31 protein-coding genes are annotated in these 25,639 nt (G+C 70.6%); 15 read left to right on the top strand and 16 right to left on the bottom strand.

Annotation, left to right across the window (positions count from 1 at the left end; all coding sequences use genetic code 11):
- Nucleotides 1-185: 185 nt before the first annotated feature.
- From mshD to ACFYZB_RS07660, 8 genes are all read right to left on the bottom strand, one after another.
- Nucleotides 186-1,112, bottom strand: coding sequence for a mycothiol synthase (gene mshD, locus ACFYZB_RS07695; protein ID WP_388755519.1), 927 nt, complete (start codon nucleotides 1,110-1,112; stop codon nucleotides 186-188).
- A gap of 610 nt (nucleotides 1,113-1,722) precedes the next feature.
- Nucleotides 1,723-2,337, bottom strand: coding sequence for a Uma2 family endonuclease (locus ACFYZB_RS07690; RefSeq protein WP_388755516.1), 615 nt, complete (start codon nucleotides 2,335-2,337; stop codon nucleotides 1,723-1,725).
- A 187-nt stretch (nucleotides 2,338-2,524) separates the two neighbouring features.
- A complete protein-coding gene (locus ACFYZB_RS07685) occupies nucleotides 2,525-3,988 on the bottom strand; it encodes a sensor histidine kinase (RefSeq protein ID WP_388755513.1) in 1,464 nt (487 codons plus the stop codon).
- Complete coding sequence (locus ACFYZB_RS07680; protein ID WP_055706594.1) at nucleotides 3,985-4,719, bottom strand: response regulator transcription factor; 735 nt, start codon at nucleotides 4,717-4,719, stop codon at nucleotides 3,985-3,987. Before ACFYZB_RS07680 ends, ACFYZB_RS07685 begins: the two co-directional genes overlap by 4 nt.
- A 218-nt stretch (nucleotides 4,720-4,937) precedes the next feature.
- Nucleotides 4,938-5,177: a hypothetical protein gene (locus ACFYZB_RS07675; RefSeq protein ID WP_351213682.1), complete on the bottom strand. Its 240-nt coding sequence runs from the start codon at nucleotides 5,175-5,177 to the stop codon at nucleotides 4,938-4,940.
- 31 nt (nucleotides 5,178-5,208) lie between these two features.
- Nucleotides 5,209-6,213 (bottom strand): trypsin-like peptidase domain-containing protein, encoded by a 1,005-nt coding sequence (locus ACFYZB_RS07670; protein ID WP_351213684.1) that lies wholly within the window; start codon nucleotides 6,211-6,213, stop codon nucleotides 5,209-5,211.
- Nucleotides 6,214-6,312: 99 nt separating this feature from the next.
- A complete protein-coding gene (locus ACFYZB_RS07665; RefSeq protein ID WP_351213686.1) occupies nucleotides 6,313-7,338 on the bottom strand; it encodes a LacI family DNA-binding transcriptional regulator in 1,026 nt (341 codons plus the stop codon).
- A 72-nt stretch (nucleotides 7,339-7,410) separates the two neighbouring features.
- On the bottom strand, nucleotides 7,411-8,199 hold the full coding sequence (locus ACFYZB_RS07660) for a response regulator transcription factor (RefSeq protein WP_388755510.1): 789 nt from the start codon (nucleotides 8,197-8,199) through the stop codon (nucleotides 7,411-7,413).
- A 192-nt stretch (nucleotides 8,200-8,391) separates the two neighbouring features.
- Here ACFYZB_RS07660 and ACFYZB_RS07655 point away from each other — a divergent pair, with 192 nt between their 5' ends.
- From ACFYZB_RS07655 to ACFYZB_RS07645, 3 genes are read left to right on the top strand one after another with little or no spacing between them, the layout of a single operon-like run.
- Entirely contained in the window at nucleotides 8,392-9,252 is an 861-nt protein-coding gene (locus ACFYZB_RS07655) for an alpha/beta hydrolase (protein ID WP_388755507.1), read from the top strand.
- Nucleotides 9,253-9,299: 47 nt separating this feature from the next.
- Complete coding sequence (locus ACFYZB_RS07650; RefSeq protein WP_388755504.1) at nucleotides 9,300-9,554, top strand: MoaD/ThiS family protein; 255 nt, start codon at nucleotides 9,300-9,302, stop codon at nucleotides 9,552-9,554.
- Between the two features lie 4 nt (nucleotides 9,555-9,558).
- Nucleotides 9,559-10,719: a hypothetical protein gene (locus ACFYZB_RS07645; RefSeq protein ID WP_388755501.1), complete on the top strand. Its 1,161-nt coding sequence runs from the start codon at nucleotides 9,559-9,561 to the stop codon at nucleotides 10,717-10,719.
- Nucleotides 10,720-10,826: 107 nt separating this feature from the next.
- On the opposite strand, the gene ACFYZB_RS07640 is transcribed toward ACFYZB_RS07645, so the two are convergent.
- The 5 genes from ACFYZB_RS07640 to ACFYZB_RS07620 all read right to left on the bottom strand — a co-directional run bounded on the left by ACFYZB_RS07640 (nucleotide 10,827) and on the right by ACFYZB_RS07620 (nucleotide 14,223).
- On the bottom strand, nucleotides 10,827-11,489 hold the full coding sequence (locus ACFYZB_RS07640) for a hypothetical protein (RefSeq protein WP_388755498.1): 663 nt from the start codon (nucleotides 11,487-11,489) through the stop codon (nucleotides 10,827-10,829).
- Between the two features lie 389 nt (nucleotides 11,490-11,878).
- The gene (locus ACFYZB_RS07635; RefSeq protein ID WP_004000115.1) at nucleotides 11,879-12,169 is read right to left on the bottom strand and encodes a DUF1416 domain-containing protein; all 291 of its coding nucleotides are present in this window, start codon (nucleotides 12,167-12,169) and stop codon (nucleotides 11,879-11,881) included.
- A 58-nt stretch (nucleotides 12,170-12,227) separates the two neighbouring features.
- Nucleotides 12,228-13,073 carry a sulfurtransferase gene (locus ACFYZB_RS07630; RefSeq protein WP_351213699.1) on the bottom strand — a complete coding sequence of 282 codons (846 nt, stop codon included), beginning with the start codon at nucleotides 13,071-13,073 and terminating at the stop codon, nucleotides 12,228-12,230.
- Nucleotides 13,074-13,201: 128 nt separating this feature from the next.
- Nucleotides 13,202-13,282: an Ms5788A family Cys-rich leader peptide gene (locus tag ACFYZB_RS07625; RefSeq protein ID WP_350751515.1), complete on the bottom strand. Its 81-nt coding sequence runs from the start codon at nucleotides 13,280-13,282 to the stop codon at nucleotides 13,202-13,204.
- A 197-nt stretch (nucleotides 13,283-13,479) separates the two neighbouring features.
- The gene (locus ACFYZB_RS07620) at nucleotides 13,480-14,223 is read right to left on the bottom strand and encodes a DUF2993 domain-containing protein (RefSeq protein ID WP_388755493.1); all 744 of its coding nucleotides are present in this window, start codon (nucleotides 14,221-14,223) and stop codon (nucleotides 13,480-13,482) included.
- A gap of 120 nt (nucleotides 14,224-14,343) precedes the next feature.
- On the opposite strand from ACFYZB_RS07620, the gene ACFYZB_RS07615 reads away from it, so the two are divergent.
- Nucleotides 14,344-14,607, top strand: coding sequence for a DUF3099 domain-containing protein (locus ACFYZB_RS07615; RefSeq protein ID WP_351213703.1), 264 nt, complete (start codon nucleotides 14,344-14,346; stop codon nucleotides 14,605-14,607).
- Between the two features lie 4 nt (nucleotides 14,608-14,611).
- Here the strand turns inward: ACFYZB_RS07615 and ACFYZB_RS07610 are convergent, their stop codons facing one another.
- Entirely contained in the window at nucleotides 14,612-14,974 is a 363-nt protein-coding gene (locus ACFYZB_RS07610) for a DsrE family protein (RefSeq protein ID WP_351213705.1), read from the bottom strand.
- Nucleotides 14,975-15,051: 77 nt separating this feature from the next.
- On the opposite strand from ACFYZB_RS07610, the gene ACFYZB_RS07605 reads away from it, so the two are divergent.
- The 6 genes from ACFYZB_RS07605 to ACFYZB_RS07580 all read left to right on the top strand — a co-directional run bounded on the left by ACFYZB_RS07605 (nucleotide 15,052) and on the right by ACFYZB_RS07580 (nucleotide 19,719).
- A complete protein-coding gene (locus tag ACFYZB_RS07605; protein WP_388755489.1) occupies nucleotides 15,052-15,765 on the top strand; it encodes a hypothetical protein in 714 nt (237 codons plus the stop codon).
- On the top strand, nucleotides 15,762-16,616 hold the full coding sequence (locus ACFYZB_RS07600) for a hypothetical protein (protein ID WP_388755486.1): 855 nt from the start codon (nucleotides 15,762-15,764) through the stop codon (nucleotides 16,614-16,616). The genes ACFYZB_RS07605 and ACFYZB_RS07600 overlap by 4 nt, the downstream gene beginning before the upstream one ends.
- Nucleotides 16,613-17,449, top strand: coding sequence for a hypothetical protein (locus ACFYZB_RS07595; protein ID WP_388755484.1), 837 nt, complete (start codon nucleotides 16,613-16,615; stop codon nucleotides 17,447-17,449). The genes ACFYZB_RS07600 and ACFYZB_RS07595 overlap by 4 nt, the downstream gene beginning before the upstream one ends.
- Nucleotides 17,450-17,684: 235 nt before the next feature.
- Nucleotides 17,685-18,260, top strand: coding sequence for an FABP family protein (locus ACFYZB_RS07590; protein ID WP_351213713.1), 576 nt, complete (start codon nucleotides 17,685-17,687; stop codon nucleotides 18,258-18,260).
- A gap of 46 nt (nucleotides 18,261-18,306) precedes the next feature.
- Nucleotides 18,307-18,744, top strand: coding sequence for a transcriptional repressor (locus tag ACFYZB_RS07585; RefSeq protein ID WP_351213715.1), 438 nt, complete (start codon nucleotides 18,307-18,309; stop codon nucleotides 18,742-18,744).
- Nucleotides 18,745-18,753: 9 nt separating this feature from the next.
- Entirely contained in the window at nucleotides 18,754-19,719 is a 966-nt protein-coding gene (locus tag ACFYZB_RS07580) for a folate-binding protein (protein WP_351213717.1), read from the top strand.
- Between the two features lie 12 nt (nucleotides 19,720-19,731).
- Here ACFYZB_RS07580 and dtd read toward each other — a convergent pair whose 3' ends face one another.
- Entirely contained in the window at nucleotides 19,732-20,157 is a 426-nt protein-coding gene (gene dtd / locus ACFYZB_RS07575) for a D-aminoacyl-tRNA deacylase (RefSeq protein ID WP_351213719.1), read from the bottom strand.
- Nucleotides 20,158-20,327: 170 nt separating this feature from the next.
- On the opposite strand from dtd, the gene ACFYZB_RS07570 reads away from it, so the two are divergent.
- The 3 genes from ACFYZB_RS07570 (at nucleotide 20,328) to ACFYZB_RS07560 (ending at nucleotide 23,458) form a co-directional block, all read left to right on the top strand.
- The gene (locus tag ACFYZB_RS07570) at nucleotides 20,328-20,948 is read left to right on the top strand and encodes an aerial mycelium formation protein (RefSeq protein ID WP_388755480.1); all 621 of its coding nucleotides are present in this window, start codon (nucleotides 20,328-20,330) and stop codon (nucleotides 20,946-20,948) included.
- 52 nt (nucleotides 20,949-21,000) lie between these two features.
- Complete coding sequence (locus ACFYZB_RS07565; RefSeq protein ID WP_388755477.1) at nucleotides 21,001-22,236, top strand: GNAT family N-acetyltransferase; 1,236 nt, start codon at nucleotides 21,001-21,003, stop codon at nucleotides 22,234-22,236.
- 307 nt (nucleotides 22,237-22,543) lie between these two features.
- Nucleotides 22,544-23,458 carry a winged helix-turn-helix domain-containing protein gene (locus tag ACFYZB_RS07560; protein WP_388755474.1) on the top strand — a complete coding sequence of 305 codons (915 nt, stop codon included), beginning with the start codon at nucleotides 22,544-22,546 and terminating at the stop codon, nucleotides 23,456-23,458.
- Between the two features lie 18 nt (nucleotides 23,459-23,476).
- On the opposite strand, the gene ACFYZB_RS07555 is transcribed toward ACFYZB_RS07560, so the two are convergent.
- The gene (locus ACFYZB_RS07555; protein WP_351213727.1) at nucleotides 23,477-23,644 is read right to left on the bottom strand and encodes a hypothetical protein; all 168 of its coding nucleotides are present in this window, start codon (nucleotides 23,642-23,644) and stop codon (nucleotides 23,477-23,479) included.
- Between the two features lie 143 nt (nucleotides 23,645-23,787).
- On the opposite strand from ACFYZB_RS07555, the gene ACFYZB_RS07550 reads away from it, so the two are divergent.
- A complete protein-coding gene (locus ACFYZB_RS07550) occupies nucleotides 23,788-24,669 on the top strand; it encodes a GntR family transcriptional regulator (RefSeq protein ID WP_351213729.1) in 882 nt (293 codons plus the stop codon).
- A complete protein-coding gene (locus tag ACFYZB_RS07545) occupies nucleotides 24,669-25,406 on the top strand; it encodes an HAD family hydrolase (RefSeq protein WP_388755471.1) in 738 nt (245 codons plus the stop codon). Before ACFYZB_RS07550 ends, ACFYZB_RS07545 begins: the two co-directional genes overlap by 1 nt.
- Nucleotides 25,407-25,639 lie beyond the last annotated feature (233 nt).

Genomic DNA, 25,639 nt, shown 5'->3' with positions numbered 1-25,639 from the left:
GGTGCCGGGCGCCCGCAGCGGCGGTGGCCGGAAGCGGGCGGCACTGCAGCGCCCCGCAAGGGGGCGCGGGGCTGTGTTCGACATGCGGCTCCGCCGCGCGGGCGCGACCAGCCACAGTCCGCCCGCACCCGCGTACGGAGAGCAGGCCTCCCGGCGCGCGGGCGGCCCGTCTCAGCCCCGCAGGGTCACGTCTCCGTGCGGTACATCAGGTCCGTCTCGTACGTCGTGAACCCCAGCCGTTCGTACACCGACACCGCCGCCTGGTTGTCGGCGTCGACGTAGAGCATCGCCGTCGGCAGCTGCTGGCCGGCCAGGTGGCGCAGGCCGATCGTGGTGAGGGCCTTGCCGAGCCCGCCGCCCTGTTCGCCGGGGCGGACCCCGAGGACGTAGACCTCGCCCAGCCCCTCCTCGGCGTGCACCTTGGTCCAGTGGAAGCCGACCAACTCCCCGCGTCGCTCGGCGAGGAAGAACCCGGCCGGGTCGAACCACGGCTCGGCCTTGCGGTCGTCGAGGTCGCGCTGGGTCAGCGAGCCCTGCTCGGGGTGGTGGGCGAAGGCGGCCGCGTTGACCGCGAGCCAGGCCGCGTCGTCCTTGCCGGGCATGAAGGTGCGCACGCTCACGCCCTCCGGCAGTACCGGGTCGGCCAGCTGCAGACCGGTCAACGGCCGCCGCATCTGGCGCAGTTCGCGGAACAGGGTCAGGCCGAGCACCTGGGCGAGATGCCGGGCGGCGGGATGCCCGCCGTGCGCCCACACCCGAAGCCGCTTGCCGGAGGCGGCGAGCAGGGCCGAGCCGAGCGCCCGGCCGTGCCCGTGCCCGCGGTGCGCGGGGTGTACGACGAGTTCGGCGGCCGGCGCCTCCACCGGATCGGTGTCCTCCAGCTGCGCGTAGCCGACGAGTTCGCCGTCGACGGACAGCAGCAGATGCGAGACGCCCTCGCGGGCACCACCGCGCAACTGCAGCCGGCCCTGCTCGGACACCGGCTGCTGCCCGTCGACCGCGACAGCCTCGGCGAGCAGGGCCCGCACGGCCTCGGCCAGGTCCGGGGTGAGCGCGGAGCGCGTCTCGATGGAGCGGGCGGGAAAGGGGCGGGCGATGTCGTCGCTGCTCATGCGTAGAGGGTACGGCAGGCGTCCCGTGAAACCCATGTGAATGGCGCCGCGGTTCCGCAAAACCCCTGTGTATTACCCACAGGGCTCTTTAATTGAGGTCTCATCGGAATTGGCTTTTCTCGGCTCTCGTATCTCGTAATGTTTTCCATGTCGAAAGCGAAAGGCGCGGACGACACCGAAGAGAGAGGTCAAACCATGAGCTTCCACAAGATCTTCCCGGTGAAGAAGACCCGCAAGCCCGCCCGGCTTCGGCTCCGAAGCCCCGGAAGCACGAGCCGAAGAAGCACGAGCCCAAGCGACCGGTGGGCCACAAGTGATCCCGTCGTAAAAGCGAGCTGGGTATAAATCAAGAATCAGGGAGGGGAAATTCCATGTCTTTCCAGAGGCGGGGTCACCGGTTACTGCGTGGTCGCACCGGTGGCTCCGCCTCGGGCATGTGCGCAGGCCGTGTGTCCACAGCTGTGGAAAGGATTCGTCGATGCTCAGGGAAGCCCGGAAGGCCTTCCACCGGTTCTGGCCGCTGACGCGGGGGGACCGCCGGCCCGGCCGGCATCACCCCTGCCGGACGCGCTGACGGCACCCGCCCCGACGACCGACGACACGCTGATCCTCAGGTCCGCTTGGGCCCGGTGATGCCCTCCCCGATGACGAATCCCTTGGCGGGGCCTTCCGGGACGGTGACCTCCGTGCCGTACGGGACCCGGTGGATGTCCTCCCAGTCGGCCTTGTCGGGGCGCGGTCCGGTGAAGAGGGTGACGGCGCCCTGACCGTCGTAGTCGTCGATGAGGACGTAGACGGGAATGCCGGCACGGGCGTATTCGCGGCGCTTGCGGATACGGTCGCGGTCCTGGTTGCGTTTGCCGGGGGAGACGACTTCGATGACGACCGCGACCGCAGAGGCCTTGATGCCGAGGCCTTCTTCGTCCTCGATCAGCTCGGCGTCCCGGGGAGCCACGAGTGCGTCGGGAATCCACGCCTTACGAGAGTGGATTACGTTCGTGTCGTTCCATGCCGCGCACTCACTGTCCTTCAGGTGGAGCACCAAGGCATCCCGAAGGCGGTTGACGACCTGGGCATGAGCAAAGCGTCCGGTGGGCGACACCTCGATGGCTCCCTCGATGATCTCGGCGCGGTAGCCCTCGGGGAGTTCCATGGCCTTCCATGCCTGCCACAGGACTTCGTCCAGGTCCGGTCCGTTCAGAGATTCGGCCTGAGCCTCGGACATGGTCTTCGGCCTCTCTTGTGCGAGAGCGGTCAAGGTGGCACCTCCTCCTCAAGTGTGGGCTGGGTGTGCGTGCGGCACAAGCAACGCGATCACCGTAGGCGTGGCGATGTATATGACCAGGGCACATGACAAGCGTCCACCCGTTCGAGTGAACACGACGACCACACCGAGAACGAACCGTTGGCGATCACCCGGCCGGCTCCGGTGTCTCCGGGGGCGGTGTCGGTGCTCCCGGCAGGCGTACCGTTGCCACCGTGCCGCCGCCCTCCGCGGGGGAGAGGGTGACCTCGCCGCCCGACCGGTGGACCGTACGGGCCACGATGGACAGGCCGAGGCCGGAGCCCGGTAGGGCCCTCGCGCTGGGGGAGCGCCAGAAGCGGTCGAAGACGTACGGGAGTTCGTTCTCGGGGACGCCTGGGCCGTGATCGCGGACGGTCAGGACACCGTCGGTCAGCCGCACCTCGACCGTGCCGCCCTCGGGGCTGAACTTCACCGCGTTGTCGAGGACGTTGACGACCGCCCGCTCCAGCGCGGAGGGCTCCGCGCGGACGTACCAGGGCTCCAGGTCCGCGGTGATCGTCAGCTCCGGGCCGCGCAGCCGGGCACGGCGCAGGGCCGCCTCGACCGCGTCCTGGAACGAGACCACCTGGACGCGCTCGCCGCGCTGCCCCTCCGAGCGCGACAGTTCCTGCAAGTCGCCGATCAGCGCGGCCAGTTCGGTCATCTGCGCCTTCACCGAGGCGAGCAGCGCCTTGCGGTCCTCCGGCGGGAGCGGACGGCCCGTCTCCTCGCTGCGGGTGAGGAGCTCGATGTTCGTGCGCAACGACGTCAGGGGCGTACGGAGTTCATGGCCGGCGTCGGCGATCAGCTGCTGCTGGAGGTCGCGGGAGCTGGCCAGGGAGGCGGTCATGGAGTTGAAGGACCGGGAGAGCCGGGCCACCTCGTCCTCGCTGTCGTCCTCCACCGGGATCCGGATGGTCAGGTCCTCGGTCCGTGCCACGTGCTCCACGGCCTCGGTCAGCTTGTCCACGGGGCGCAGACCCGCCCGGGCGACGGCGAGGCCGGCGGCGCCGGCGCCGAGGACTCCTATCCCCGACACGAGGAGAAGGACGAGCGCGAGGTCGTTCAGGGTCTTCTCGGTGTTCGCGAGCGGCACGGCGGTCATCCAGGCGGCACCCGGATACACCTGGGGCACGCCGTCCTGGACGACCAGCAGAGGAAGGGTGAGTACCCGGACCGGGTTGCCGTCGGTGTCCGTGCCGTTGCGGAGAATGCCCCGGCCGCTCTCGCGTCCCACGACCTCGCGGTCCGCCCGGGTGATCTTCACAACGCCCGGGGAGTCCGAGTTGACGCAGGCCGTGCCGTCCGCCTTGACCAGCTGCCAGTAGAGGGTGTTGCGGGGCGGCCCGCTGGCGGACTGTGTCGGCTTCTGCGGGCAGGTGGCCAGCAGATCGAGTACCTGCCCGGTCCGCACGGGATGCTGCGACGCGTTCTGCAGATCCTTGTCGACCTGGTCGTACAGTTTCCCCTGCACGATGAACCAGCAGGTCACTGAGACCGCCGCCACGGCGAACGCCACCGCCGCCGCGACCAGCATCGCCAGGCGGGCCCTGATCGGCAGGGACCGGTAGCGCCGTACCAGCCTGCTCACTCGGCGCCGCCCTGGCGCAGCACGTACCCCACGCCCCGCACCGTGTGCACGAGGCGTGGCTCGCCGCCGGCCTCGGTCTTGCGGCGCAGGTACATGACGTAGACGTCGAGGGAGTTGGAGGAGGGCTCGAAGTCGAAGCCCCAGACCGCCTTCAGGATCTGCTCACGGGTGAGGACCTGGCGCGGGTGCGCCATGAACATCTCCAGGAGGGTGAACTCGGTGCGGGTCAGTTCGACCTGCCGGCCGCCCCGTGTCACCTCACGGGTCGCGAGGTCCATGCGCAGGTCGGCGAAGGTGAGGGCCTCGTCCTCCTGGGCCTCGGCCGACACCGCGGCCGCGTATGAGCTGCGGCGCAGCAGGGCGCGGATGCGGGCGAACAGCTCGTCCAGCTCGAAGGGCTTGACGAGGTAGTCGTCGGCGCCGGCGTCCAGGCCGGTCACCCGGTCGCCGACGGTGTCGCGGGCCGTGAGCATGAGGATCGGGGTGGTGTCGCCCGCCCCGCGGATGCGGCGCGCCGCGGTCAGCCCGTCCATGCGCGGCATCTGGATGTCCAGGACGACCAGGTCGGGCTTGTAGGCGGTCGCCTTCTCCAGCGCGTCCGCGCCGTCGACGGCCACCTCCGTGTCGTACCCGTCGAAGGCGAGGCTGCGCTGGAGCGCCTCGCGTACGGCCGGCTCGTCGTCGACGATCAGGATGCGCTGGGGGTCACGGTCGCCTTCGGCGGGGCTCATGGCTCGCGGTTCCTCGGGGTGCGGTGGTTGATATGGACGGATGTGTCTCGCCTGCCTCTCAGCCTGCCACGGCCGACGCCCCGAGAGGCGGACCTGTCTGGGCGGGCCCGGGAGGCGACCGACTGAGGCGGCGGCCGGGCCCGACCCGAAGCCGGGCCCGGCTGGGAGCCGGGCCCGGCTGGGGGCGGTGGTCGACCGGAGGGCGGGCCCGGCCGCGGTCAGGCGCGGACTGCGGTCAGGCGGTTCAGGGGGACCTTGCGGCGGTGGGTGCGGACGGGGGCGGTGCGCAGGCCCATCAGCTCGGGGACCGGCGTGACGACCACCTCGGGTGCGCGGGCCGCCGACTCGGGCCTGCGGGGCGCCGGGATGGGCAGGTGCAGGTCCAGGGTGACCGTGAGGGCCAGGGCGAGGGCGGCGGGACCGTGGTCGGCGATCTGGTGCGAGACCTTGGTGATCATGACGTACTCCCTGCTGACTGAGGGTGAAGCGTTAGCTGTTGTTGCCCGCCCGCAGCTTGGCCAGGTCGGACGTGACGGTGTTGACGGGGATCGCGAAACCGAGGCCGATGCTGCCCGCGTCCGAGGACGACGAGGACTGCTGACTCGACGAGTACATCGCGGAGTTGATGCCGATGACATGACCGCTCGCGTCGATCAGCGCGCCGCCGGAGTTGCCGGGGTTGAGGGAGGCGTCCGTCTGGATCGCCTTGTACGTCGTCGTCGACGAACCCGTGTCGCCGTTGAACTGGCGGCCGCCGAACTGGAACGGCCAGTTGCCGTCGCCGCCCTGGTCCTGGCCCTGGTTCTCGTCCGTCGAGACCGTCACGTCCCGGTTGAGGGCGGAGACGATTCCGCTGGTGACGGTGCCGCTCAGGCCCTCGGGGGAGCCGATCGCGACCACCGTGTCGCCGACCTGGACGCCGGAGGAGTTGCCGAGGGCGGCGGGCTTCAGACCCGACGCGCCGCGCAGCTTGATCAGCGCGAGGTCCTTGGAGCTGTCGGTGCCGACGACATCGGCGGTGTAGCTCTCGCCGTCGCTGGTGCGCACCTTGATCGACTGTGCGCCGGAGATGACGTGGTTGTTGGTGACGATCTCGCCGTTCGACGTGATGATCACGCCGGAGCCGGTGGAGGAGCCGCTGCTGAGCGTCGCGTTTATCTCGACCACGCTCGGGCTGACCGCGGCGGCGATCGCGGCGACGTCACCCCTCTTTCCGGTGGGCACCACGGTGGTGCCGGTGCCGGCCGAGGCGACCGTGTCCTTGCCGGTCAGCTCCTGGAAGCCGTACGCCGTGGCGCCGCCGACCGCCGCCGCGACGATCGCGACGGCCGCGAGCAGGGCCGCCGGACCCCGGGTGCGCTTCCCCTTGTGGGGAGCGGGTTCCGTGGCCATGGCCGGCCCGTACGGCGGCGGAGGCGGCCACTCCGGGTTCACGGGAGCGGCGTAGCTGTGCGGCTGCTGCGGCTGGGTGTGGTCACCCTGGCTCTCGGTCATGTCCACAAGCCTCCCCTGTGACCATGAGAGCTTCCTGAGTGCTCGCTGAGAAGCCCGGCAGAACCTCGTTTGCCCGATATAAAGACGCGTCGGCGTGGCTCAGGACTCGCAGCCGCAGGACGTGCGCACCACCAGCCGGGACGGGAACGTCTTCAGCCGCTCCCGCCGCGACCCCGCCACCCGCAGCCCGTCGTCCAGCACCAGGTCGACCGCCGCCCGGGCCATCGCCGAGCGGTCCGAGGCGACCGTGGTCAGCGGCGGGTCGGCCAGCGCCGCCTCCTTGATGTCGTCGAACCCGGCCACCGCCAGCTTGCCGGGCACGTCGATGCGCAGCTCGCGCGCGGCCCGCAGCAGACCGATCGCCTGGTCGTCGGTGGAACAGAAGATCGCCGGCGGCCGCTCGGGGCCGGAGAGGACCTCCAGGGCGACCCGGTAGGCGTCGTAGCGGTTGTACGGCGCCTCGAACAGCCGGCCCTCGGTGGACAGGCCCGCTTCGGCCATGGCCCGCTTCCAGCCCTCGACGTGGTCGGAGACCGGGTCGCCGACGGCGGGCGTCTCGGCCGTACCGCCCATACAGGCGACGTACTCGTAGCCGTGCTCCAGCAGGTGGCGCACGGCGAGCTGGGCGCCGCCGAGGTCGTCCGTGACCACGGCCACGTCGTCGATGGCCTCGGGGCGCTCGTGCAGCAGTACCACCCGGGCGTCCCAGGCGTCGATCTCGGCGGCGGCGAGGTCGTTCAGGGCGTGACTCACCAGGATCAGCCCGGAGACGCGCATGCCGAGGAAGGCGCGCAGATAGTGGACCTCGCGCTCGCCGATGTAGTCGGTGTTGCCGACCAGGACCATCTTTCCGCGCTCGGAGGCGGCCTGCTCGACCGCGTGCGCCATCTCGCCGAAGAAGGGCTGGCGGGCGTCCGGGATGATCAGGCCTATGAGGTCGGTGCGCCGGGACGCCATCGCCTGCGCGACCCGGTCGGGGCGGTACCCCAGCTCCTTGATCGCGGCGAGGACACGCTCGCGCGTGGCCGGGGCGACCGGCCGGGGTCCGTTGTTGATGACATAACTGACGACGGCGGTGCTAGTGCCCGCCAGTCGCGCCACATCATCCCGAGTCACCTTGGCCACGCGCGGAGTCTACGCGGATTGACCCGTTCTGGGCAGGGCGTATCAGTGCTTGGATGTGCGGAAGCAATGCATCTACGCCTCCGCGTGCACCTCGGCGCCGTCATGGACGGCGGATGTGTCCGCATCCTCCGCCTTTGCTCGCTCCGCCCTGGCCCGGGCCTCCTCGCCGGCCCGCTCGGCCTTGTCGGCCTTCTCGGGCGTGACGAACCGATAGCCGACGTTGCGGACGGTGCCGATCAGCGACTCGTGCTCGGGGCCGAGCTTGGCGCGCAGCCGCCGTACGTGGACGTCGACCGTCCGGGTGCCGCCGAAGTAGTCGTAGCCCCACACCTCCTGCAGCAGCTGGGCGCGGGTGAAGACCCGGCCGGGGTGCTGGGCGAGGTACTTCAGCAGCTCGAACTCCTTGAAGGTGAGGTCGAGGACCCGGCCCTTGAGCTTGGCGCTGTAGGTCGCCTCGTCCACGGAGAGGTCGCCGTTGCGGATCTCCATCGGGGAGTCGTCGTTGACGATCTGCTGCCGGCCCATGGCCAGCCGCAGCCGCGCCTCGACCTCGGCGGGACCGGCGGTGTCGAGGAGCACGTCGTCGATGCCCCAGTCGGCGGTGACGGCGGCGAGACCGCCCTCGGTGACGACGAGGATCAGGGGACAGCCGGGGCCGGTGGAGCGCAGCAGCTGGCACAGGCTGCGCACCTGGGGCAGGTCACGGCGGCCGTCGACGAGGATGACGTCGGCGCCCGGCGTGTCGACGAGGGCGGGGCCCTCCGCCGGGGCCACCCGCACATTGTGCAGGAGCAGGCCGAGGGCGGGCAGCACCTCCGTCGACGGCTGGAGGGCGTTGGTCAGGAGCAGCAGAGAACTCATACGTCTGGTTCCTCCTCGGTCCCTGCGAGGCTGTGCGGACGGGCACTGCTCTGCGATCCCGAAGGCCCGTACACCGGCGGTCGCCCCGGCGCCTTCACCTGAGGTTTCCCACTTCGTATACAACGCTTCCGAAAGCACAAAAGGACCCGGGGGCTGCGCTGCCCGAGTCCTCTGCCCAGCAGAATAGCCCACATGAGGAACCGTTCGGCAGGTCACGTGGCGCATTCCACCGTTCGTCCGAATACCGAGACGCACAGACAGGCCCCTACCCGGACGTTTCTGCGCACCGTCGACGGAATTCCGATCGATTCCGTATACGATCCGGGCGCCGTCGTATACGAAACCTCCGGATCCGATCCCGACGCCCGCCGTTCGCCCTCTCGTGACCTGGTGTTCGTCGTCGCGCACGGCTTCACCGGGGACGTGGACCGTCCGCACGTACGACGGGTGGCGGGCGTGCTGCGCGGTTACGGCGCGGTCGTCACCTTCTCCTTCCGCGGCCACGGGCGCTCCGGCGGCCGCTCCACGGTCGGCGACCGGGAGGTCCTGGACCTCGCGGCGGCCGTCGCGTGGGCCCGCGGCCTCGGGCACGCACGCGTGGCGACCGTCGGGTTCTCCATGGGCGGCTCGGTGGTCCTGCGGCACGCCGCCCTGGGCCCCGGCACGGTCGACGCGGTGGTCTCGGTGAGCGCCCCGGCCCGCTGGTACTACCGGGGCACGGCCCCCATGCGCCGCCTGCACTGGCTGGTCACCCGCCCCGAGGGCCGCCTGGTCGGCCGCTACGGTCTGCGCACCCGCATCCACTGCCGTGAGTGGGACCCGGTGCCGCTCTCCCCGGCCGAGGCCGTGCCCGAGATCGCCCCCACGCCCCTGCTGATCGTGCACGGTGACCGCGACGGCTACTTCCCCCTCGACCACCCCCGGATGCTCGCCGAGGCGGCCGGTGACCACGGCGAACTCTGGGTGGAGGCGGGCATGGGCCACGCCGAGCACGCGGCGGACGACGGCCTGCTCGCCCGGATCGGGGAATGGGCCGCCGCCAAGGCGGGCTAGCCTGACAGCACTCTTGATTTCTTTCTTGCCGTCGATTGAGGAAACAGATGCCCAAGGTCACGGTGCGCTATTGGGCCGCCGCCAAGGCCGCGGCCGGTGTCGCCGAGGAGCCGTACGACGCGGAGACGCTGGCCGACGCGCTGGCCGCCGTGCGCGCGCGACACCACGGTGAACTCACGCGCGTGCTGCAGCGATGCTCCTTCCTCGTCGACGGTGACCCCGTCGGGACCCGCGCGCATGAGACGGTACGGCTGGCCGAGGGCGGCACGGTCGAGGTGCTCCCGCCGTTCGCAGGAGGGTGAGGCAGTGACCGACCAGCCGTATCAGGGGGGTCAGCCCTATCAGGGCGGCCCGTACGAGGGCTACGAGGGCTACGACCCGTACCAGCAGCAATGGCCCGGGTACGAACAACCGCACGGACAGCACCCCGGCTACGACCCCCAGCTCACCCAGCAGTGGCAGGGCCAGACCTGGGAGACGCAGAACCACGCCCCGACGCAGATGCCCGCGCAGGTGGCGGAGCCGTCGTATCCGGCGCCGCAGGGCTTCGACGGGCAGTACCAGCAGCAGTACCCGGCCGCCCCGCACCCGCAGCAGGCACCCGCGCCCGCCCCGGCACCGGCCCCTGCGCCCACGCCGGGAGCCGCGCCGGACGCCGCACCCGGGTCCGGGCCGGACTACGGCCCCGCCACGCTCGCCGGGAACGCCCGGATCACCGATGCCCAGCGGGCCCGTCTGGAGGGCCGCTCGCCGGTCATCGAGCCCGGTATGCAGCCGGCGCTGCTGACCGCGGTGCTCGGCCTGCTGCTGGCCGCGTCGGCGCCGGTCGCCTCGTACGCGCTGGTCGTGCCGCTCATCGTGCTCCAGGGCGTGACGGCGGCGGGCTGGTTCCGGCTGAACGGCATGTGGCCGGCCCGGCAGGGCATCGCGCTGGCGTTCCTGGGCGGGCTGGCGGCCGACGCGGCGGTCCTGGCCGCCGGCCGCGACCACGCCCCGGCGGCCATCCTCGGCCCGCTCGGCGTCTGGGTCCTGCTGGCCCTGGTCCTGCAGCTGCGCTCGCACGCCTCGCCGGACGAGCGGATGTACGGCCTGATGGCGACGGTCGTCTCGGCGGCGCTGTCGGTGCTGGCCACCGGGTACCTGGGTGCCGACGCGCACGCGGTGTCCGTGGGCGCCGCGGCGGTGGCCGTGGCGGTCCTGGCCCGGGCCCTGCCGCTGCCTGCACCGGCGTCGGTCGTGGTGTCGCTGCTGGCGGCGGCGGGTGCGGGGATCGCCGTGGGCGGGATGACCGGACTGGGCGCGAAGGGCGCGCTGCTCGGCGCGGCCGCGGGGGTGTGCGCGCTGATCGGTCACCGCGTGGCCAGTTACGACTACCCCTCCCGGTTCGTGCACTTCACGGCCGGCGTGGCGTTGCCGCTGTCGGCTGCCGCGCCGGTGGTGTGGGTACTGGGGCGGGCGCTCGGTTAGCGCCGTTCCGGCCCGATCACGTCCCGTCCGTCGTCGGACGCCGGACAAGCCGGAGCCCCGGCCCGATTCCGGCGGGCCGGGGCTCCATTCCTGCAAGGGGTTGTGGGTTACCGGCCGCCGCCTTCGCCGCCCCAGCCGCCGTCGCCGCCGCCCCAGCCGCCTTCGCCGCCGTCGCGACCCTCGCCGCCCCAGCCGCCTTCGCCGCCCCAGCCCCAGCCGTCGTGCCCGACCACGCGGAAGCTGCCGACCACGCCGTCCTTGACGTGGATGCCCTCCGTGCGGTGGACGTGCACGCCGTCACTCTGGCTGAAGGGTCCGACGGTGGCGACGGGAGCGCCGTTGTCGCAGACGGCACCGCGGAACACCTCGACGACCTTGTGGCTGTCGTTGCGGATGTTCAGCGTCCGGGCACCCAGGCCGCTGATCACGGTGATGCAGTCACCCGGGTGGGCGGAGTAGGACCGCTCGTTGATCTGGATCCGGCCCTCGAAGTGGCGGCGACCCTCGCGACGCCCCTCCTCGCCCTTGCCCTCGTTGCCCTTGCCGTTGTTGTTGTTGACGTTGCTGTTGTTGTTGTTGCCGTTGCCGTTGCCGTTGTTCTCACCGGCGCCACCAAGAGGTGCGGCGGCGGCCGGGGCCGCCTGGGGCGCGGGAGCGGCCGGCGCTGCCTCCGGCGAGGAGGCGGCCGAGGCGTAGGTCACGCCAGTCGCCGCCAGAGCCGCGGCCCCCAGGCCGGCGGCGGTGACGATCGTGGAACGAGAGAACTTCATGGTGCAACTCCAGTCTCTGAGACGCCGACTCGTTGGCCGGTCGTCATGAACGTACGGACCGACCGCCATGGCTGTCATGTCGGGAATGCCGGGAGACAGGGATTTTGTGCACCAAACGGGGGAATTGCAGCACATGACGGCCGCTCAGCGTTCCTCGAGAGGATGTCAATTCCCCATGGAAAAGGGGTAATTGACAGAGCGCTAGACCTTTTGGATGATCTTATGACAAGTCGCTACCCCAGCGGCAAGCGTGTCGTTGCTGGCGCAATGGGGCGAGCCGCGCTAGCAACGGGCGCCCGCGCATGCCGAAGGGCCGCACCCCCACTGGCGTCCAACCCAGGGGTGCGGCCCTTCGACCGTCACTGTGCAGCTGCTTCGCGCAGGCCCGTTCAGACCGCGATGGCGACCTCGGCCAGCGCGCCCTTCTCCGCCACGACGACCGTGCGGTCGGCCGTCGCGCCCGGGACGAGCGCCCGGACCGTCCACGTGCCCTCGGCCGCGTAGAACCGGAACTGACCGGTCGCCGAGGTGGGCACCTCGGCCGTGAACTCGCCGGTCGAGTCCAGCAGACGGACGTAGCCCGTCACCGGCTCGCCGTCGCGGGTCACCTGACCCTGGATCGTGGTCTCACCGGGCTTGATCGTCGAGGCGTCGGGGCCGCCGGCCTTCGCTCCGCACATGTCTTTCTCCAGAGGGGTCTGACCGGAAGGAAGGCCGGTCGGATGTGTGGGTGGGGACTTACTTGTTGGCGCCGAGCTCGATCGGCACGCCGACGAGGGAGCCGTACTCGGTCCAGGAGCCGTCGTAGTTCTTGACGTTCTCCACGCCGAGCAGCTCGTGCAGCACGAACCAGGTCAGGGCCGAGCGCTCGCCGATGCGGCAGTAGGCGATCGTGTCCTTGGCGAGGTCCACGTTCTCCTCGGCGTAGAGGGCCTTCAGGTCCTCGTCCGACTTGAAGGTGCCGTCGTCGTTGGCGTTCTTCGACCACGGGATGTTGCGCGCGCTCGGGACGTGACCGGGACGCTGCGACTGCTCCTGCGGCAGGTGCGCCGGGGCGAGCAGCTTGCCGGAGAACTCGTCGGGCGACCGCACGTCGACCAGGTTGTGCGAGCCGATCGCGGCGACGACGTCGTCACGGAAGGCGCGGATGGAGGTGTCCTGGGCCTTGGCCTTGTAGTCGGTGGCCGGGCGCTCGGGGACCTCGTCGCCGGCGACCAGCTCGCGGGCGTCCAGCTCCCACTTCTTGCGGCCGCCGTCGAGGAGCTTGACGTTCTCGTGGCCGTACAGCTTGAAGTACCAGTAGGCGTACGAGGCGAACCAGTTGTTGTTGCCGCCGTAGAGGATCACCAGCGTGTCGTTGGCGATGCCCTTCTTCGACAGGAGCTTCTCGAAGCCCTCCTGGTCGACGAAGTCGCGGCGGACCGGGTCCTGCAGGTCCTTGGTCCAGTCGATGCGGATCGCGTTCTTGATGTGGTTCTTGTCGTAGGCGGACGTGTCCTCGTCCACCTCGACGATGGCGATGGCCGGGTCGTCCAGGTGCTCCTGCAGCCAGTCGGCGTCGACCAGGACGTCGGTGCGGCTCATGCTCTTTCTCCTCCGGGGCAGTTGCGGCGGGGCGTGCGGGTACAGGGGTGCGCCCTCGTGAGGCCGGGCGGCGCACGGGTGCCCTTCCAGCAGGGCAGGCGTGAGATGCGGAAGTCGGGGACTTTCGCTCAGAAGGGGCGACAGAGCATGGCGGCAACGCGGCACAGGTCCACTGCCCGCCGCTTCGTGAGATCCGCCTGTCGCTTCATGGGAGCGATCGTAGGGACGTCCGGGTGGGCGTGTCACCGGTGTGTCATATGACGAGACGCGATCGTCCGTATGGTGGGACGAGAAGAGCGCCCGGCGAGCCCCTCGGGGCCGCCGGACGCTCGTGAAGGTCACCGTATCTGCGGTACGGACCTGATCGTCTCGCCAGTCGGACGTTCCGCGTCCACCGGCTCTGGTCCTACCCCGCCAGCTTGACGTCCGAACCCTTCACCGTGATCTCCACGCCGTCCTTCGCTGCCTGCACCTTGTCCAGCTTGATGCCGCCGGGCAGCCGGTCGATGGCCTGCTGGAAGTCGGTGATCTCGCGGACGCGGTTCTCCGCCAGGGAGAGGGCGGCCAGGCTGGGCAGGGAGTCGGCGTGCACCTCGACCTTGTCGTTCACCACGCTCACGGAGCTGAGCACGGACAGCGTCCGGTCGACCGGGACGGTGAGGACCGTGCCCGTCACGTGCACCTGGACCTTGATCTTGCCGTTGCCCCCGTCGGAGAGACCCACGACCCTGGCCTCGATCCCGGGGGCCACCTCGGTGGGCTCGGACTTGGCGGTCTTCAGCAACTCGGCGTAGGAGATCGTCGCGGTGCCGGTGGCGCTGTCCGCGGTGGCGGAGCTGTAGTCGCCGGAGAAGGAGACGCCCTTCATGTCGGCGTGCAGATCGTCGATCCGGATGGTCTTGCCGGCGGTCCCGGTGGCGGCCTCGTAGTCCTTGATCCCGACCTGGACGTCGTCGAGCGAACCGCTCGCGACCTGGGTGAGGAACGGGAACCCCTCGATGCTCACATCCGGCGTCGAGGCCAGGTTCTGCGTCGACTTCAGCTTGTCGGCGGCCTGCCCCTCGGCGAAGTGCACGGCCACCCGGTCCGCGATCACGAACAGCCCACCCAGGATCACGACGAGGATCAGGATTATTCGCAGGGCGCGCATGTGGTGTTTCCCCCGGGGGCGAGAGCGGTGTACGGCTACGCCACGGTAACTCTGCGGGCGCCGTCCGGGCGGCGATTGTCGATCAGTTGTGACAGGTACGGCCCGGCCTACCCTGGACCTATGTACGCGCGGCGGCGGCACCTCTACTTCGCCATGATGGGGACGTGCATCGGCCTCTTCGTCCTGGCGTGGGGAGTCGTGCGCCTCTGGTCGGTGCCGGCGGCCGTCGGCATGTGCGTCGTGGCCATGATCATCCCGCCCGTGGCGGCGATGATCGCGAACCGCCGGGGCCCCGAGGACCGCTGGTGGGACGACCCCTCCGGCGATCCCCAGTCCGACGAGTGGTGGGACGAACTGGACGGCAAGAAGCGCCCGCGTTCGTGAGGGATCAGTACACGAGCGCCTGGGTGTCGTCGGCGAGCGTCTCCTGTACGAAGACCTGGGCACCCGCGATCCGTACGCCCTCGATGACGTCCTCCTCGGTGATCTCGCGCCGGGCCGCGCACTGCGTGCACAGCGTGATCCGTCCGGCGGCGAGGACCGACTCGATCAGGTCCGGGAGCGGGGCCGCGTGCGGCAGCTCGAACTCGGCGGCCCGGCCCGGCAGTGCGAACCAGGACGACTCCCCGGTCAGCCACAGCGACACCTCGACCCCGCTGGCCACGGCCACCGCGGCCACCGTGAACGCCTGCGAGCAGCGCTCGGGGGCGTCCGCCCCGGCCGTCACCTTGATCACGAGCTTCTTGGTCATGTCCGAATCGTAATCAACCCGCCCTACAACTCCGTGTGCATGCCATGAGTCTCCTGGGAAACACCTAGGGAGGGATCTTGGAATCACCTGAAAGACCGGGCAGGGGCCGGACCGTCGCGCTGGTCGCGGGGGCCGCCGTGCTCGGTGTCGTCGCGGGTGTCTGCACCGGCTACGTCGTCCAGGCCTACCGCCCGCCCACGAAGCTGCCCTCCCTGTCGCAGCCCGTCGTCGGCCAGGCCAAGGGGGCCGTCGAGCCCCTGTCGGCGGCGTACGACCGCCGGGTGAAGACCGACGGCGACCTGCGCAAGCTGCTGCTGAGGCGGCCCGCGGGCGCGCGTGCCGCCGACTTCGGGAGCTCCGACGGCTGGATGGACCTGGCCGGCTACGCGAGCACCTTCAAGCAGCCGACCGGGGCTTTCCAGTACCAGCTGAGGACCGAGTTCCGGCGCGCGGCCCGGACCACCTGGCAGATCGGCACGTACGCCGTCGAGATACGGCTCGTCCAGTACCGCCAGGTGTTGGAGCCGGGCGCCGCCAAGCAGGTGGAGAGCCAGCGGCACTGGGCCGAGCAGGTGCCGGACACCGGCAGCTCGCCCATCCCCGGGACCGGCGACGGCATGGTGTACGTGCACCGGACGCCCGAGACGAAGAGCGGGTACCTGCCGGTGTACCTGGCCGAGGCGATCGCCTCACGCGGTGACGTCTACATGGACATCTGGATCAGCGACACTCGGCCGATCCCCGAGAACAAGATCATGGATCTGGCGAAGCGGCAGGTGGCCCAGCTGTGAACGAGGCTGTGAACGAGTCGCTCGCGGAAGACCCGCGTCTGCCGGAGACCACCGAGCCCGGCGAGGGCGCCGCAGCGGCCCCCGGTCGGCGCCCCGTAGGGCGGATCGTCGCCGTCGCGCTGCTGTCCCTCGCCGTCGTCGGCGGCGTCGGGTTCACCGCGGTGACGGTCGCCGGGGCCGACCGGGATGCCGGGGACCCCGTCTGGAAGTTCCCCGAGGCCGCCAAGGCGGACCGGAGCGGCCAGGACGAGCAGCAGGGCACGGACGTCGCGGGACTGCGCGGCCTGCTGATGCCGTACGACAGCCCCGGGTCCCAGGGCTACGTCCAGGGGCCGGACATCGGCGAGTTCGGCTCCGACGTCGCGCTCAACGGGCGCGAGGCCACCGCTCTGCGCAAGCGGGAGATCATCGGCCTGCCGTCGGCGACCCGGCAGGCGATGGACCGTGCGATCGACAAGGAGCACATCCAGGGCCTGGCGATGCGCAGCTACGCCCCGTTCAACGAACTCGGCGGTTCCGACAAGTCCTTCACGCTCACCTTCGAGCTGGTCCGGATGGCGAACCGCGAGTCCGTGCGCGAGCTCTCCGCCGGCCGGGACGAGATCTTCAAGGCCCTCGGGGTCTTCCCCAAGGGGCCGCAGATACCGGGCCACAAGGAAGCGGCCTGCTTCCGGATGCCCAAGGCGAGCGACGAGAAGATCGACCGCATGGTCTGCTCCGCCTCCATCGGTGACGTGCTCGTCACCGTCAACGCGGCCGGGCCCCGCCCGCTCGACACCGGCGCCATCGCCGTCTTCGTCGGCAGACAGCTCGACCGCATCAAGGACAAGGACCCGGGGAAGGCCGTATGAGCGAGCAGCAGATTCCCGTCACCCCCGCGCTGCCCGTGCCGGAGCCCACACCGGAGCCCGCGCCGAAGGACCGCCGGGTCCTGCGGAGCGTCCTGCGCTGGACCGCGGCCGTCGTGGTCTTCGCGGTGGCCGGCACCTCGACGGCGTACGGCATCACCCGGATGCAGCGCGCCGACCTGCCCGGCCTCGCCACGCGACCGGACGGCCGCTGGGACTACCCGCAGATCGTCCGCCCGCCGCTGCCCGCCGGCCGCCCGGCCCCCTTCGCCCCCGGCAATGCGGCCGACATCCACTACGCCGACCTGCGCAAACTGGTGCTGCCCGCGCCGAAGGGCGCCAAGGCCGACCCCGCGCTCGCCGGTGACCACGGATGGACGAAGCCGACGGTGTACCTCGCGGAGTACGCGAGCAAGGACGACCGGGACAACCTGCAGGGCGAGCTCACCGACCATGGCCTGCGGCACATCGCCGCGCGCGGCTGGACCATGCCGGACGGCACCCGGACCCGGATCTACCTGCTGCAGTTCGAGACCGGACTGATCGCAGGCAAGGTCCAGCAGGACGAGTTCGCCGGCTACCAGGACCCGGGGCTGGCCCTGCGCGGGGCTGCCTCCAACGTGATGGACGAGTCGTTCCCGGAGGCGGCCAGTGCCGACGGGAACGGCGTGGTGGAGGAGTTCGCCGAGAAGCAGCCGTACGGCGCCGAGCAGGTGCGGCAGGCCTACATCTCCTGCGGCGACGTCATCGCCCTCGTGGTGCAGTCCCGCCCGGGCGGTGCGAGGGAGATCCCGTTCCAGCAGACGGTGGTCCTGCAGCAGCAGCTGCTCGGCTGAGCCGACCCGGGTGGCGCCGTTACGGCCCACCTCGCAGGGAGAGCCTGCGCCCGGCCGCGTAAGCTGGGCTCCGGCTCTGTCGTATGCCCACCCTCGCTCAAGGAGCACCCGTGGAGATCTTCTTCGAAACCCTGCTGGTCCTGGTCTGCGTCGGCGTGCTCGCCTTCGCCGGTCTGACCGTGAAGAAGCTGTACCAGGGCCAGCGCTGACCACTGACACCCAGGAACCGCCCCTCATGATCGAGATCCCGTCCGACCTGCACAAGGACCTCGTCCCGCTCGCCTTCCTGCTCGGCAACTGGGCCGGCGCGGGCGTGCACGACTTCCCCGGATCGGAGAAGTGCAACTTCGGCCAGGAGGTCAGCTTCACCCACGACGGCCGGGACTTCCTGGAGTACCACTCCCACACCTGGGTGCTGGACAAGGACGGCAACAAGGTCCGCCCGCTGGAGTCGGAGCACGGCTTCTGGCGGATCGACGCCCACCGCAAGGTCGAGGTGACGATGACCCGCGACGACGGCGTCATCGAGATCTGGTACGGCGAGATGGCCGACAAGAAGCCGCAGATCGACCTGGTCACGGACGCCGTCGCCCGGACGGCCGCCTCGCAGCCGTACAGCGGTGGCAAGCGGCTCTACGGCTACGTCAAGAGCGACCTCATGTGGGTCGGCGAGAAGCAGACCCCCGAGGTCGAGCTGCGCCCCTACATGTCGGCCCACCTGAAGAAGGTCGTCACCCCGGAGGACGTCGAGCGCTGGGCCAAGGCCCTCCCGGACGACCTCCCGGACGACGGGATCGCCTTCTTCAAGTAGGCCTGTACACAGAGGTCCGGCACCAACTGGTCCTAGACTCTCTGGTGTGGTGAGCACCGACTGGAAGAGCGACCTCAGGCAGCGCGGCTACCGGCTGACGCCGCAGCGGCAGCTTGTCCTCGAAGCCGTGGACACCCTTGAGCACGCGACCCCCGACGACATCCTCGTGGAAGTGAGGAAGACGGCGTCGGGGGTCAACATTTCCACGGTCTACCGCACGCTGGAGCTGCTGGAGGAGCTGGGGCTGGTCAGCCACGCCCACCTCGGGCACGGTGCGCCGACGTACCACCTCGCCGACCGCCACCACCACCTGCACCTGGTCTGCCGCGACTGCGAGAACGTCATCGAGGCCGACGTGGACGTGGCCGCGGAGTTCACCGCGAAGCTGCGGCAGCAGTTCGGGTTCGACACCGACATGAAGCACTTCGCGATCTTCGGCCGGTGCAGGGACTGCTCGCTGAAGAGTTCAACTACCACGTCGTAGGCTGGCGGTATGAAGAGCCCCCTGCTGTCCCTGCCCGGCGCCGTCCCTGCCGAGGGTGTGGACGAAGGTGTCGCCGCCCACTACGGCGACCTGTTCCGCGAGCAGCGCGCCCTCGCCGACGGCACCGGTTTCGTCGACCTGTCCCACCGGGGCGTCGTCACCGTCAGCGGCGACGACCGGCTGAGCTGGCTGCACCTGCTGCTCACCCAGCACGTCAGCGAGCTGCCGGCCGGTGAGGCCACCGAGGCGCTGATCCTCTCCGCGCACGGGCACATCGAGCACGCGCTGTACCTGGTGGACGACGGCAGCACCGTCTGGGCGCACGTGGAGCCCGGCACGCAGGACGCGCTGATCGCGTACCTGGAGTCGATGAAGTTCTTCTACCGGGTGGACGTCGCCGACCGTACGGCCGACTTCGCGGTCGTCCACCTGCCCGCCGGGTCCATCGCCGAGGTGCCCCAGGGCGTCGTCGTACGCGAGACGCCGTACGGCCGTGATCTCTTCCTGCCTCGCGAGGACCTGGAGTCCTTCGCCGCCGCGCACGGGCCCGCCGCCGGTCTCCTCGCCCACGAGGCGCTGCGCGTCGAGCAGCACCGGCCCCGGCTCGGCTTCGAGACCGACCACCGGACGATCCCGCACGAGCTGGGCTGGATCGGCACGGCGGTGCACCTGCAGAAGGGCTGCTACCGGGGCCAGGAGACGGTCGCCCGCGTCCAGAACCTGGGCAAGCCGCCGCGCCGCCTGGTCTTCCTCCACCTCGACGGCAGCGAGGTGCACCTGCCGGTGCCGGGCACCGAGATCCGCCTCGCGGACGAGGGCCCGGAGGGCCGCAGGATCGGTTTCGTGACGACGTCCGTACGCCACCACGAACTGGGCCCGGTGGCGTTGGCCCTGGTCAAGCGGAACGTCCCCGTCGACGCGCGGCTCCTGGCCGGAGAGACGGCGGCGGCACAGGAGGTCGTGGTCGAGCCGTAGCCGCAGGGCCGCCTAGATCTCCAGCAGCACCGTGAAAGGCCCGTCGTTCGTCAGCGACACCCGCATCTTAGCGCCGAAGCGCCCCGTGGCCACCGTCGCGCCCAGCGCACGCAGCTGGGCCACGACCTCCTCGACCAGCGGCTCGGCGATGTCACCCGGGGCCGCCGCGTTCCATGTGGGGCGGCGGCCCTTGCGCGCGTCGCCGTAGAGCGTGAACTGGCTGATGACCAGCAGCGGGGCGTCGATGTCGCTGCACGACCTCTCGTCCTGCAGCATGCGGATCGACCAGAGCTTGCGGGCCAGCTGCGCCGCCTTCTCCTTGGTGTCCTCATGGGTCACCCCGACCAGGACGCACAGCCCCTCGCCCTCGATCGCGCCGACCGTCTCGCCGTCCACGACGACGCTCGCGCCGTCCACTCTCTGCACCACCGCACGCATGCGGACCATCATGCCGGGTGCCCGGCACATGGGCACAGAGAGCCAATCATAGATCCCTTATAGATCCCTTACCCCCCATCTGGGGCTGTTCGGGGGCACTCGGTCACATAGTGGCCGGTTGGGGTGGCACGATGCTTCCACACGCCGGTCGAGGGGACGGTCACAAGCACATGAGCACACCGAGTACGAGCGGGGGGCTGGGCACGCAGGGGACGTACCGGCCGCCCGCCCAGCGCGCCGACGCTCCGGCGGGCCCCGCGGCTCCGGCGGGCCCCGCGCTGCCCGCGGAGCCGCCCGAGCCCGAGCTGGCCCGGCTGAGCCTGCCCGAGCTGCGCACGCTGCGCCGCGACGCCCAGCGCGACGAGGCGGACCTCAGCTATGTGCGGCGGCTGCTGCAGGGGCGGATCGACATTCTGCGCGCGGAGCTGTGCCGGCGCGGCCGCGCGTCCCTGCCGGCGCCGACAGACGGTTCCGTGGTCGACCGGCTCCCGGAGATCCTCAAGGACGCCCCGGCCCGGCACCGCTCCTCGGCCCGCCATGTCACGCTCGGCACCCCGCACAACGAGGAGTACCGGCAACTGGCCGCCGAGATGCTCGCCGAGGTCGAGCTGTCGGACCTCGAGGCCCGCACGGATCTCGAACTGACCACGGCCATGGGGCGCCTGGTGCGGTACGAGCAGGAGGTCTCCGGGCGCCGCCAGCGGCTGCAGCGCACGACCGACGACTGCAGCGCGGAGATCGCCCGCCGGTACCGGGTGGGTGAGGCACAGGTGGACGACCTGCTGATCTGAGGCAGCGGAAAAGGAGGGGACACCCGGCCGTGGGTCCGCCTACCGTGACCCCATGAGCGACGTCCGCACCGTTACCGAGGCCGATTTCGAGGACTGGCAGCGTGCGCTGGCCACCGGGTTCACCCAGCCGCCGGTGCTGGCGCGCGAGCAACTCGACGCCCGGCGCAGGCTGTTCGAGCCGGGACGGTCGCTGGGGGCCGTCGACGGCGACCGCTGGGTGGCCACCTTCCGTTCCTTCGCCCAGGAACTGACCACGGTGGGCGGCGGCCCGGTGCCCGCCGACGCCATCTCCAACGTCACCGTCAGCCCCACCCACCGCCGCCGCGGCCTGCTCACGCAGATGATGAACCGGGACCTCACAGCGGCGAAGGAGCGCGGTGACGTCGTCGCCACCCTGATCGCCGCGGAGTACCCGATCTACGGGCGTTACGGATTCGGCCCGGCCACCTGGTCGACCCAGTGGACCGTCGAGGTGCCGCGCGCCGGTCTGGACCCGCGCTGGTCCGGCCCCGGTGACGGCGGGCGGATCGACCTGGTGGACGGCGCGGACGTGCGCAAGCTGGGTCCGGAGCTGTTCGAGCGGTTCCGCCGCGCCCAGCCCGGCGCGGTCAGCCGCGACGAGCTGTGGTGGCAGGTGAACACGGGCGCGGTCCGCATGAACGCCGACTGGACCGAGCCGTTCCACGCCGTCTACCGCTCGGCCTCCGGCGAGGTCGAGGGCCTGGTGACGTATGTGTGCGACGAGACGTGGGCCGGCAAGCAGCCCGACCAGACCGCGACCGTGCGCAAGCTCGTCGCGACCACCGCGGCCGCCGAGCGCGCCCTGTGGCACTTCCTGTGTTCCATCGACTGGATCACGAAGGTCAAGAGCGGGTTCCGCGGCCCGGACGACCTGCTCCCCCTCCACCTGCCCGACCCGCGCGCGGCCCGGATCACCGGGCACGGGGACTGGCTGTGGGTGCGGATCCTCGACGTCGTACGGGCCCTTGAGGCGCGGACGTACGAGGGGTCGGGGTCGGTGGTGCTGGAGGTGGTGGACGGCGGGGGGTTCGCCGGCGGGCGGTTCCGGCTGGAGGCCTCGCCTCAGGGGGCTTCCTGCGTGCCCACCGCCGAGGGTGCCGATCTGACGCTGGGCGTCGGCGAGTTGGCCTCGGTGTGGCTCGGTGGTGAGTCGCTGCTGCGGCTCGCGGCGCTCGGGCGGGTGCAGGAAGAACGGGAGGGCGCCGCCCGGAAGGCCGACGCCCTGCTTCGCTCGACCGGGCGTCCCTGGTGCCCGGACATCTTCTGAAGGCTCCTCTCTCTTTCGTTGCGACACCGACTGTGCATCCGTAGCGAGCTGTTCAGTTGTGGCTGTGCTGACCCTGTTCGGTTGTGGCTGTGCGATGTCGTGTTCAGTTGTGACTGTGCGCTTCGGTGGCCGTCCCCTGCCCGGGCTCCCGGCTCCCCTCCGGAAGGGAGCCCGGTCGGCCAACCACTGGGAAGCTTGACCATGTCGTGCAAGTTGGCAGCCAACTTCACCGTACTTATGTCCGTTGGGAAGCGACTCATAACCAGCTGTCGACGAACTGCCGCAAGTTGGCGGGAAGTTGTAGTGTTTGTCCGTGGACCCGGAGCACGCCTCCGCCAGTGGACGGACGAGGTCACAGCGGCCCCACACGTCCCATCGCGACATCGCCGACGCACTGCGCAGCCGGATCAGGACCGGTCTGCTGCAGCCGGGTCAGCGCATGCCCACGCAGGCGGAGCTGGCCGTCGAGTTCGGTGTCGAGCGCGGGGCCGTGCGCCAGGCCCTGCGCATCCTGCAGTCGGAGCACCTGCTCACCAACGTCTCCAAGGGCAGCCCGGCCACCGTGGCCTTGATGCCGGGACCGGCCCTGCCGCCGGCCGGACCGGCGGCGCCGCCGCAGCCCACCATGGTCGGCCTGGCACCCCGGATAGCGGAGGCCTTCGCCGCCCCCCACGTGCGGATCGACGCGCTCTGCCTGACCTCGGTCTCGCTCACGCTGGCCGTCGGCGAGCCGCTGCGGCAGATCCACGCGGGACGGCTGAAACCGGCCAAGATCGACGTCCGGGTGCTGCTGCCCAGCCGTGACATCGACCTCGCCTTCCCGGCGCCGGTGGACGCCGACGACCACGGCCTGCTGCACCGGCGGTGGCTGGCCCAGCGCAACGCCCAGGGCATGGTGCTGCGGCAGAACCTGCTGGCCCTGTGCACCACGCACGGCGTCGACGTCCGGGTCTCCTTCCGCGCCCTGCCGTTCACCCCGCCGGTCAAGCTGTATCTGCTGGGCGACTCCGAGGCGCTGTTCGCGTACTACACGCTGAAGCGCCGCGAGCGGGAGATCGGGAACGAGCACGTGGAGCTGTACGACGCCGACGGCACGCGCTCGATGCTGTTCGGCTTCGAGCGGCGTGCCGGGCGGCGGGACGCGGCGTTCGTGGACCAGTCGCGGCGGTGGTTCGACGCGCTGTGGGAGACGATCAGTTCGGAACTCCTGCTCAGTACCTAGCTCCGGACCCCCGGGGAGTCACAGCGCCGGGCCCGCGAGGAGCACGGCGAGCAGGACGGCGCCGGCCGAGAGGGCCTTGTGGCTCCTGGTCTCGATGCCGACGGAGACCAGGAGCAGGCCGACGGCGCCGGCGACGCCGTACTTCCACTGGACGAGCTGTTCGACGAGGAGAGCGAGGGCGGGCACGGCGGTTCCCCCTTCAGAAGATTGGCCAACTTGGAAAAGTTCCAAGAAGTTGGCAACCAACTCCAACTAAGTTGTCCCCACTTGGTTTGAGTTCATAAACAACTTCTCGGCAACTCCCCAAAGATGGATCAGAGTTATAGCGTTTGGTCGTGACTCAGGAGCATGTGGCAGTGAACGGCAGCAGAAGGCTCACGCCCCAGGAGATCGCCGACACCCTGCGCGGGCGGATCCGCTCTGGCGAGCTGCAGCCGGGCGAGCGGCTGCCGACGCAGGCCGAGCTGGCCGGCGAGTTCGGCGTCGAGCGGGGTGCCGTACGCCAGGCGCTGCGGGTGCTCCAGGAGGACGGGCTGCTCGCCGACGTCAGCAAGGGCAGCCCGCCGCGGGTCGCCGAGCCGCGGACCACGCGGGGGGAGCCGCAGCCGACCATGGTGGCGCTCGCGCCCCGGCTGACCGAGGCGTTCTCCGCGCCGCACGTGCGCATCGACGCCGTCTGCCTGACCGCGCAGAGCCTGATCCCCGCGCTCGGCGAGCCGCTGCGCCTGGTCCACGAGGGCCGGCTGCACCCCGAGCGGATCGACGCCCGCATCCTGCTGCCGTCCCGCGACATCAACCTCGCCTTCCCGGTCTCGGTCGACGCCGGCAGCGAGGAGGACGACGCGGTCCACCAGCGCTGGCTGGCCATGCGCAACGCCCAGGGCCAGGTGCTGCAGTACAACCTCCAGGCGCTGCGCGGCACCCACGACATCGACGTCCAGGTCACCTTCCGGGCGCTGCCGTTCACCCCGCCGGTCAAGCTGTACCTGCTCAACGGGGTGGAGGCGCTGTTCGCGCACTACATGATCACGCGACGCGAGGAGCCCACCGACAGCGGCACCCTGGAGATGTACGACACCCTCGGCTCGGAGTCCCTGCTGTTCTCCTTCGAGCAGCGGGCCGGACAGCGGGACGCGGCGTTCGTGGAGCAATCGCAGAAGTGGTTCGACGCCCTCTGGGAAACCATCACCACGGACCTGACACTCTCCTAGTGACTTCTGATGCGACGACGAAGACCGATCAGACCGCGAACGAGATCGAGAAGCTCCGGGTTCTGATCGAAAGTGCCCGAGTGGTCCTGTGGGACTTCGACGGACCGATCTGCCGTCTGTTCGCGCGGCACACGGCCGAACGGGTGGCGACCGAGCTGGTGGACTGGCTGGCCGGGCGTGGGCTGCGCAATCTGCTCAGCGACTCCGAGCGCGACTCGCTCGACCCGCACGAGGTGCTGCGTGCCGTGGACCTCCGGCACCCCGGCAGCGACCTCGTGACCGAGCTGGAGGAACGTCTCACCCAGGAGGAGCTGCGCGCCGCCGGCTCCGCGCTGCCCACCGCCTACGCCGACCCCCTGATACGCACCTGGACCGCGGTGGGCGCCCGGCTGGCCATCACCACCAACAACTCCCCGAAGGTGGTCCGCACCTACCTCGACGACCGCGGCCTCACCGCCTGCTTCGCCCCTCACATCTACGGCCGCACCACCGACCTGCACCTGCTCAAGCCCGATCCGCACTGCCTCAACCGGGCCCTGGCCGCGATGGGCTCCGCCCCCTCGGCGGCCCTGATGATCGGTGACTCGCCCTCCGACCTCGCCGCCGCGCACCACGCCGGCGTGCCGTTCCTCGGCTACGCGCGTAACGAACGGAAGGGGAAGCTTTTGCGGGAGGCCGGAGCCGGGTGCGTGGTCGCGTCCCTGGAGCCGTTGCTGCGCGTGCTGCGCGGCTGGTGACAGCCACCCGCGCGGCGCGCGGAACCCCGGCCCGCGCCCGGGTCCGTACCCGCCCGCGGATCCAGGCCGTCAGCGACACCACCAGTCCCGCGCCCCACAGGACGAGCTGACCGAGGTCGATCTGCACGTCGAACCCGAGCACATGGATCGTCACGGCTTCCTCCCCCTCGGGCCCCGGGCAACCGGTCAACCCCTCAAGCCCGCTCTGTTGACTGGTGAAGTTGACTGCTTGT

The organism is Streptomyces sp. NPDC001852 (genome assembly GCF_042891825.1).
GTDB lineage: Bacteria > Actinomycetota > Actinomycetes > Streptomycetales > Streptomycetaceae > Streptomyces.
Note: the sequence above shows the minus strand (reverse complement) of the source record. Positions and strands in the feature narration are given on the sequence as shown.